This window comes from Candidatus Spyradosoma sp. SGI.093, assembly GCF_050314555.1.
GTDB lineage: Bacteria > Verrucomicrobiota > Verrucomicrobiia > Opitutales > UBA953 > Spyradosoma.
On record NZ_JBNPNH010000017.1, the window covers coordinates 1 to 2,363 of the forward strand.

Annotated in this window: 3 protein-coding genes; all 3 read left to right on the forward strand. The window is 62.2% G+C overall.

The features are described 5' to 3' along the window. Window positions 1-373: deoxycytidylate deaminase (locus ACQREB_RS08780; protein WP_427767813.1), on the forward strand; the 373-nt coding region annotated here is incomplete at its 5' end. A gap of 10 nt (window positions 374-383) precedes the next feature. Beyond that, complete coding sequence (locus ACQREB_RS08785; RefSeq protein ID WP_427767815.1) at window positions 384-950, forward strand: YqgE/AlgH family protein; 567 nt, start codon at window positions 384-386, stop codon at window positions 948-950. A gap of 199 nt (window positions 951-1,149) precedes the next feature. Continuing rightward, window positions 1,150-2,363: glycosyltransferase family 2 protein (locus tag ACQREB_RS08790; protein ID WP_427767818.1), on the forward strand; the 1,214-nt coding region annotated here is incomplete at its 3' end.

Consider the following 2,363-nt stretch of genomic DNA (forward strand, 5'->3'; position numbering starts at 1 on the left):
GCGTCTGCACGTCGGCTGCGTGCTCGTCTCCGCGGGAACGCATCCGAACCGCGTCATCGCCGCCGGCTACAACGGCTTTCTGCCCGGCGCGCCGCATTGTTCCTGCGTTCGCGACGGACACGAACAGGCGACCGTGCACGCCGAGCAGAACGCGATCGCGGACGCCGCCAAGCGCGGCGTCTCCGTGATGGGCGCGACCGTTTACGTCACGCATTTCCCGTGCGTGAACTGCGCGAAGATTCTGGCTTCGGCGGGCGTCGGCGTCGTCAAGTACATTCACGATTACCGCAACGACCCGCTGGTCCCGCAGCTGCTCGCCGACGCGAAGATCCGCGTCGAAAAGCTGAACCTCGCCGGCGCGGGCGAGGCGTGATTTTCCCGCGATGGCGAATCCGGAAGAGGCGACGATTCACGACAAGGTGCGCGGCAATTTTCTGTTGGCGCGCCTCGGCGTGAAGGGAATTTTCGAGCGCTCCGTCGTCTGGATTTCGCGTTTTTCCCACGACGAAGGCGCGCAGGGACTGATCCTCAACGCGCCCATGCGGCGGATGCTGGGCGAATGCTCGCCGTCGTTCACGGGAACGCCGCTCGCGCGGATTCCGATGCACGTCGGCGGTCCCGTCGGGGCGGCGGGGCTGACGCTGCTCGCCTGTATCCGCAATCCCATTACGGGCGGACGCGTCGTGCAGCTGGGACTTTCTCCCGACCGCGTGCGCGAGCTCGCCGGCGATCCCGCGGCGCGCCTCTTCGCGTTCGCGGGAACGTCCGGCTGGGCGCCGCGTCAGCTCGAAGACGAGCTCGCTTCGGGAACGTGGCTGCCCGTCCGCGCGGACTTCGACGCGTGGTGCGAATCCGCCGAGCCCGATCTGTGGCGCCGTCTCGCGGAAAAGAGCCGCCGCCTCGAAGCGCGCCTCATGACCCGCGCTCCCCGCGATCTCTCCGACAATTGAGCGCGTCCTTCGAATTCGCGGGCGTGAAATTTCTCGCAAAGGCGTCGGGGAGCAAAGATTTTTCCCTTCGACGTGTTCTCTATTGAGATGCGCTTGGCGTTTTCGCATCTCCGAATTTTCCGCTGTTCATTTCTCTGTGCATATGTTATCTTTTGTCTTCATAAATCAAGCCTTCCATTCACAACTTCCATCATCTGCCATGCGACATCCCCTCGTCTCTGTCGTCATTCCCGTTTACAACGCCGAAAAATACCTGCGCGCGTGCCTCGATTCCGTCGTCGCTCAGTCGCTCCGCGAGATCGAAATCATCTGCGTGGACGACGGCTCCACCGACGGCTCGCCCGCGATTCTCGCCGAATACGCCGCCCGCGATCCGCGCGTCCGCGTGATCACACAGGAAAACGCCGGCGTCGGTCCCGCCCGCAACGCCGGCATCCGCGCCGCGCGCGGCGAATTCGTCGCGTTCCTCGATCCCGACGACCTTTTGCCCGACGAAAAGACTTACGAGGCGCTCTATCTTTGGGCGAAGGAAAAGCGCGTGCGCGTCTGCGGCGGCGGTCTCTGCTCCCTCGCGAACGACGGCATACGCTGTTTTCCCGACGCTTCCTGGGGCAGCAACGTCGACCAGGCGTTCCCGCGCGACGGCTTCATGCGCTTCGCCGAGTGGCAGTTCGACTACGGATTTTACCGCTACATTTTCGAGCGGAAAATGCTCGTCGAAAACGAAATCTTCTTTCCGCCCTACATCCGCTATCAGGATCCGGTCTTTTGCGCCCGCGCGCTCGACGCCGCGGGAACGTTCTACGCTCTGCGCCGCCCGACCTACGTCTTCCGCGACTGGCACACGCCGGACTACACCGTTCCGCGCCGCGTCTGCGACCAGCTCCGCGGCGTCCGCGATCTGCTCGCGTTCTCGCGGGAACGCGGCTACGCCAAGCTCCACTGGCTGCAGATTCACCGCCTTTTCGAAGAGTTCAAGCCGCACGTCCTCGCCCTCGTGGAACGCGAGAAAAGCGGCGAGCACGTTCCCGCTGACCAAAGCGCGATCGCCCTGCTGAAGGAGATCGACGCATCCGTTTCCTTTCCGCTTGCTTGGCAACATAAAGCCGACTATCCGTTCCGTTTCCTTCGGGAAGAATTCGGCATTCAAGATTGCTTTCCGCCTATTCCCGATGCGCCGTTTCCGCAGGACACCGTCGATTGTGCTTTCATCACCGACGACGGCTATGTGAACATGACGGCGGTCGCGATAAATTCAATCCGGCGTTCCCGTGCGCCCGAAACGAAAGTCCGCATTCACGTCGTCGCCGCCGCGCTTTCGGAATATTCCGAAAAAGTATTTAAACTCTTTGAAGAAAAAGATTTTTCCGTCGAAATCATTCGCGTCGAGAAAGCTGTCCTGGATAAGCTCGC

Bases quoted from the DNA above. Each gene is read 5' to 3' on its own strand.
- ACQREB_RS08785 (WP_427767815.1), top strand. From the start codon at position 384: ATGGCGAATCCGGAAGAGGCGACGATTCACGACAAGGTGCGCGGCAAT.